Source organism: Micromonospora sp. NPDC005220 (assembly GCF_040607895.1).
Taxonomy (GTDB): Bacteria; Actinomycetota; Actinomycetes; order Mycobacteriales; family Micromonosporaceae; genus Micromonospora.
The window spans coordinates 1-6,027 of the sequence record NZ_JBEXHP010000195.1 but is presented as its reverse complement, the minus strand read 5'-3'; the positions used below and the strand labels follow the sequence as shown (position 1 = coordinate 6,027).

The following is a 6,027-nucleotide window of genomic DNA, read 5'->3' as shown; positions in this document are numbered from 1 at the left end:
CCGGCCGGCCGGCCTCGTGTCGGTCCGGCGGGGTGCCGGCCCGCGTGGCCCCGGACGACCCGGTGTCGTCCGATGCGGTGTCCACCGGCCGGTCGCCGTCCGGAACGGCGGCCACCACGATGCGCTGCCGCGACGAGCGGGGGACCAGCAGGCCGTCGGGCGTCGCGTCGACGGACGGCGGGCCGTCGGCGTACCTCGGTCGGTGCGCCTGCCACGACGCCGCGCCGCCCGCCGCGTCGAGCGCGCGCAGGTCGCGGTGGTCGCCGACGAGTTCCGCCCGGCCGCCCGGCGGTGGGGTCCAGACCGTGGCGCCGGTGGTGTCGGCCAGCTCGGCGGCCTGGGTGACGAGCTTCGCCTGCTCGTCCGGCTCGGACGGCCAGGTGAGCCAGAGCCGCAGGTCGGCGCCGTAGAGCGGCAGCTCGCCGAGGAGCGCGGCCAGGTGCCCGGCGTCGCGTACCTGCTGGGTGCCGTTGTAGTCGCCGATCAGGAAGCCGCCGGAGCGCACCGTGACGGAGACCGTGACCAGCTCGGGCACGGTGGCGCCGAGCCGGTGGGCGGTGGCCCGGCGGGCCACGAAGTCCGCCCGGGTGGCCAACGCCACACCGGTGGCCAGCGGCAGGTTGACCACCCCGGTCCGGGGCCGGACCAGACCGTCCTCCATGGCGAACCAGCCGGGCAACGGGGTGGCCAGCTCGGGCGGTTGCAGCACCAGCCAGTCCATCGGCTGGCGGGTGACCCGGTCCAGCGGCAGCGCGTGCAGCGGGCCGTCGTCGGCGTCGGGGGCGCGTCCGGGCAGCACCTGCCGGATGTCCGCGCCGTCCGGGCTGACCAGCACGTCGTGCCCCAGCAGCCCGGCCACCTCGGTGAACAGGTCGGCGTGGCGGGCGCCGTCGTCGGCGAGGATCCGCACGTCGTCCGCGGCGTCCCCGGTACGCCGCACCAGATCCGCCACGGCGGGCGCGTCCAGCGGGCGGTCCGGATCGCCGGGCAGCGCCGGCCGCCCCCGGGGGCCGCACACCAGCCAGAGGTCCAGCAGGCCGGGCACCCGCCGGTGCCGGCGCGGGTCGAAGCGGCGGGTGCTCGGCACCCGGTCGATCCCCCGGCCGCCCACGGCCCGCGCCAGCTCTGTCACCGCCGTCCCCGCCTTCGTTCCACCGACGCCGCACCGCCGGCCGGAGCTGCTCGACATCGAGGGCCGGTACCCTCGGCGGTCTCCATGACGGGCGCCATGGAAATCTGGTTCAGATTGATTTGAACGAAGTCGGCGCTGATCCGCAATAGACGGTGACGGCCGAACGGTCTGGGCCGCGGTGACGGAAGGGGACTCCGGTGCTGGCGAAGCACTCCATCCTTGCTCGACTGCTCGTGGTGGTGATGGTCGGCTGCGCGATCCTGGCCGCGCCACGTCCCTCGACCGCCGGGTCCGCGCCGGACACCGAGCCGTACGTGAAGTACTACCTGGTCACGGCGCGATACCAGGGCCAGCCGGAGAATCTCACCGAGATCGCCCGGCGCTTCCTCGGCAGTGGCGAGCGGTCCGCGGAGATCTACCAGCTCAACACCGGTCGGGTCCAGCCGGACGGGGGCCGGCTGACCGACCCGGCCGCCCTGAAGGCCGGGTGGTACCTGGTGCTGCCGTGGGACGCCGCCGGCCCGGGTGTCGAGTACGGACAGTTGCCGGCCGCCCGCAAGCCGTCGGCCGGCCCCACCCCGACCCGTTCGCCCGGCGTACGGCCGGACGGCAGCCCGTCGCCGAGCGCGAGCCCGACGGCGCCCCGCTCTCCGGCCGGCGGCGGGCCGGCCGCGCGGTGCACCGCCACGACCGCGTCGAGCGGCCGGTCGGAGTGGGCGCAACTGCGGATGGCGGCCGACAGCGCGTGGACCCTGACCCGTGGCAACGGGGTCAAGGTCGCCGTCGTCGACACCGGGGTCGACGCCGAGCTCCAGCAGCTCAGCGGCCGGGTCGCGGTGGGCGCGGACGTCACCGTCGGCAACGGGCGCGGTGACGAGGACTGCCTGGGTTCCGGTACGGCGATGGCCGGCATCATCGCCGCCGACGACAGCGTCGAGGGCAGCCCGGTGGGGCTCGCGCCGGACGCGACCATCGTGCCGGTGCGGATGGTCCGCTCCTCGGGCGGCGCCCGGCCGGCCGACGCGGCGACGGCCATCGAGGTGGCGGTCAGCACGGGCGCCTCGGTGGTCGCGCTCGGCTCCCGGGTCGACCTGGCCGATCCGGCGGTCGCGGCGTCGCTGGCTACCGCGCTGGAGCACGACGTGCTGGTGGTGGCGGGTGCGCCGGTCAAGCCCACCACGCTTCCGTCACCGCGCGGTGGATCCGGCGGCGGGGCGCTGGTGCTCACCGGCGGCGTCGGCCCCGGCGGGCAGCTCGCCGAGAAGTATCTCGACGGCTCGGTCGAGGTGGTCGCGCCCGGCATCGAGGTGGCGACGCTCGGCGTTGGCGGCGGCAAGATCGTCGGCAACACCGGCACCGAGTTCGCGGTCGCGTTCGTGGCCGGCGAGGCCGCGCTGATCCGGGCCGCTCAGCCCGATCTCACCGCCGCGCAGGTGAAGGAGCGCATCCGCGGCACGGCCGACCCGGTCGGCGGGCAGGTGGCCGAGGGTGATCCCCGGTACGGCTCCGGCATGATCAACCCGCCGGCCTCGGTGGCGCCCTCGGTGGACGGTCGGGACCCGGCCGCCGCCCAGGCGAACCGCGGTGGCGGGGGCACGCTGTTCGCCGTACTCCTGGGTCTCGTCCTGGCGTTCGGCGCGGGCGGCTTCCTGGTGTTCCGGATGCGCCGTCGCCGGTACGCCGGCTGACCCGCACGGCGGCCGGCCCCCCGGTCATCCCGAGCGGGTGACCGGGGGGCGGGCGGCTACCGCAGCGACCAGGTCTGCTTCGGATTGAACACGCAGGTCCACGCGTTCAACGGAGCGCCGTCGCCGTGCCCGTCCACGTCCAGGCAGCGGTCGGTCTCCCGGTTGAACAGCGACCGGATGCCCTGATACTCGATCCACTCCCACTTCTGGGCCGGGTTGCCGCTGCAGTTGGCGGTCTGCACCGGCGCGCCGTCGCGCTTCTCGCCCCAGGCCACGTCTAGGCAGAGGCCGTTGACCCGGACGGTCTTGTCAGACCCGAACGTCCACCACTGCAGCCGGTCCTCCTTGCACGGCCGCAGGACGACGGGCACGCCATCGCCGGTGCCGCCGGTGGCACAGAGACCGGTTTCCTTGCCGACGAGCTGCTTCGCGCCGCTCGGGCGTTTCGGCGGGGCCGGCTTGTCCGGCTCGGCCGACGGGCGGGCCGACGGCGTCGCACTGGGCCGGGGCGCGGGGGACGCGGCCGTCGACGTCGGCGACGGCGACGGAGACGAGGACTTGGGCGAGGGGCTCGGGCTGGCCGGCGAAAGCTTGAGCCGGCCGTCGAGGGCGTAGAATTCCGTGAACTCCCGCACCTGCCGCAGGAATGCCTGCGTCGCGGCGTCCAGCTCGCCGCCGGTCTGCCGGACCGCGGTGGGTCCGTTACGGTAGGCGGCCAGCGCCAGCAGGCCCGGGTCGCCGTCGAGGCCGGCGAGGTCCCGCCGCAACGCGCAGACCGCGGCGCCGACCGCCGGAACGGCCACCTGCGGGTCCCACGGTGAGGCGCCCGCCGGTCCGTGCGCCCGCCACACCTCCGGCAGGAACTGGGCGATCCCCCGCCGGCCGTCGTCGCCGAGCAGGTTCGCGTCGAAGCCGGACATGGCCATGAGCTGGGCCGCCACCGCCGAGGGCGGCACCTCCGGGCACACCGAGCCGGCGCGCACCACCAGGCCTACGTAGCTTGCCGGCACCGCCCCGGGCTGCTGGCGTGCCGGGTCCGGGCGGGTGGTGCCGGAGCCGCCGAACGCGGCCAGTTCGCCGTAGTACGCCGCGTAGCGGCTGACGTCGTCGACGTACGCGACCGCGGCCGACGGCACGCCCTTGGCCTCGCGTACCTGGTCGAGTCCGGTGTGGAACGCAGCCAGGGACAGCCGCCACGAGTCACCGGGGATCCCGGCCAGCCGCAGTTGCCCGCTGAGGTCGCACATCTGGTGGGCCAGCGCGAGGATGTTCGCGGCGGTGTCGGTGCGGTCCGCTCCCGGCCACGGCGCCCACGACTTCCACCGGTCGTCGTTCAGCCCGGCGAAGCCGCGACCGCCCGAGGTGGTCTTCGTCACGCGTCCGTCCAGTCCGGACTCGGTCATCAGCTGCCCGGCCAGGCGGGCCGGGGTCAGCGTGGGGCAGGAGCGGGCCGCGGCCCGGATGGCGGTCAGGTGCTCGGCAGAGACGGTACGACCGGTCAGTTCGTCGTCGCGGGCGGTGGCGATGCCCCAGCTCACGGAGGCGACCACCATGCACAGCACCGCGAGGCCGGCCGCGATGGCGGCGACGACACGACGCGGGATCCGAGCGAGCCGGGATCGGAGGCCAGGAAGATCGGGTGTCACGGGACTTCCCTTCCGGTGATGACGTCGCCAGGCGTGACGGATGCGCGACGTCCTCGGTTCACCCGACCGGAATCGGATCCGATTCCAGTCCGGCCGCCATTGAACCGACCGGCACACCGAGCCGTCAACGTGACCGCCGCCGGACGCACCGATCCGCGGCTGCCGGATCGCCGATCGGAGTGTTCGATGTCGACTCGCCACCACCCGCCCGGCGCGGGCCCGACCAGCGCCGTCGTGGGCACGGTGACCTCGGGCCGCCGCTCGGGCCGCGTCCGATGAGAGCCGGCACGCTGGTCGCCGTCCGCCGGCCTACGGCACCGTCCGATCAGTACGGCTATTGTTTTCCCTCAGAGGGGCTCGGCGCCGACGTGCCGGGCCGGGCGGGCGGGCACGCCCCACACGTCAGGGGGAGGCGTTCCGTGTCGGCGGTGCCCAACGAGGCGGTGGAACCCGGAGTGCCGGGCGAGGCCGTCGGGCAGGGCTCGCCGGAGAGCCTCATGCGCTGGATCCACGAGCAGTACCGTGAACCGCTGCTGCGCTTCATCACCCGGCTCGTCCTCGGCCGTCAGGAGCTGGCCGAGGACCTGGTCCAGGAGACGTTCCTGCGGGCCTGGCGGAACCTGGGGACGTTGGCCGAGGAGCCGCGCCGGATCGCGCCCTGGCTCTACACCGTCGCCCGGCACGTGGCCGTCGACGCCGGCCGGGCCCGGCAGGCCCGGCCGCCGGAGGTCGCCGTGCCCGACCTCAACCGGCTCACCACGGCCGAGGACGAGATGGACCGGGTGGTCAGCGCCCACACCGTCCGCCTGGCGCTGCGGCAGATCAAGCCGGAGCACCGCGACGTCCTGATCGAGATGTACTACAAGGGAGCCTCGGTCGCGGAGGCGGCGCAGCGACTCGGCATACCCGAGGGTACGGTAAAGTCGCGGACGTACTACGCGGTGCGGGCGCTGCACGCGGCGATCGGCCCGATCGAGTCGGCCTGATGTCACGTCCCGGCGACTACTCGTCCGATTCGCGGCACCGGCGCGGTGTCCCGGATCATCGCTCCGGCGCACCCTCTGTCGGGTCGGGAAGGGGGCGTGATGCGCACCGGCGGTGAGAACCCGACGTCCGAGCACGAGGCCCTGGCGCTCTATCTGCTCGGCGCGCTCGACGAGACCGACCGCGTCGCCTTCGAAGCGCACCTGGCCGGCTGCTGGGAGTGCCTCTCCGCCGCAGGCGACCTGGGCGGGGTGACCAGCGGGCTCGGCGGACTCAGCGCGGCGGACTGGGACGAGCTCGCCCTCCCACCGGCCTCCGTGCTGCCCCCCGCCTCCGTCCTTCCGCCGCGTCCCGTGCCCGGACCGGAGGACGCACTCCCGCCGGGCCGCGATCCGGCGCCCCCGTCGTCGGCCCACCCGACGCCCGGCACGTCGACCACCGCGCCGGCCTCGGACCCGACGCCGGAACCGGGTGACCTGTCGGCTGAGCACCAGGAAGTCACCGGCCAACGCGCCCAGGCACACCACCAGGTAGAGCCCGGCCCGGACCAGGTGTTTCGTGGTCACCACCAACACGC

General features: G+C 74.9%; 3 protein-coding genes and 3 pseudogenes. 3 read left to right on the top strand and 3 right to left on the bottom strand.

Annotated features, from left to right (window positions below):
- Nucleotides 1-1,189: pseudogene (locus tag ABZU52_RS31690) on the bottom strand (hypothetical protein); the annotation flags it as partial.
- 140 nt (nucleotides 1,190-1,329) lie between these two features.
- On the opposite strand from ABZU52_RS31690, the gene ABZU52_RS31685 reads away from it, so the two are divergent.
- Nucleotides 1,330-2,820 (top strand): S8 family serine peptidase, encoded by a 1,491-nt coding sequence (locus tag ABZU52_RS31685; protein WP_354974595.1) that lies wholly within the window; start codon nucleotides 1,330-1,332, stop codon nucleotides 2,818-2,820.
- Between the two features lie 56 nt (nucleotides 2,821-2,876).
- Here ABZU52_RS31685 and ABZU52_RS31680 read toward each other — a convergent pair whose 3' ends face one another.
- Entirely contained in the window at nucleotides 2,877-4,466 is a 1,590-nt protein-coding gene (locus tag ABZU52_RS31680) for a ricin-type beta-trefoil lectin domain protein (protein ID WP_354974594.1), read from the bottom strand.
- A 419-nt stretch (nucleotides 4,467-4,885) separates the two neighbouring features.
- Between ABZU52_RS31680 and ABZU52_RS31675 the strand changes: the two genes are divergently transcribed.
- Together ABZU52_RS31675 and ABZU52_RS31670 are read left to right on the top strand one after the other, a co-directional pair.
- The gene (locus ABZU52_RS31675; protein ID WP_354974593.1) at nucleotides 4,886-5,452 is read left to right on the top strand and encodes a sigma-70 family RNA polymerase sigma factor; all 567 of its coding nucleotides are present in this window, start codon (nucleotides 4,886-4,888) and stop codon (nucleotides 5,450-5,452) included.
- Between the two features lie 99 nt (nucleotides 5,453-5,551).
- Nucleotides 5,552-5,635: pseudogene (locus tag ABZU52_RS31670) on the top strand (hypothetical protein); the annotation flags it as partial.
- Nucleotides 5,636-5,923: 288 nt separating this feature from the next.
- On the opposite strand, the pseudogene ABZU52_RS31665 reads toward ABZU52_RS31670, so the two are convergent.
- Nucleotides 5,924-6,025: pseudogene (locus tag ABZU52_RS31665) on the bottom strand (NADH-quinone oxidoreductase subunit J); the annotation flags it as partial.
- Nucleotides 6,026-6,027: the final 2 nt, after the last annotated feature.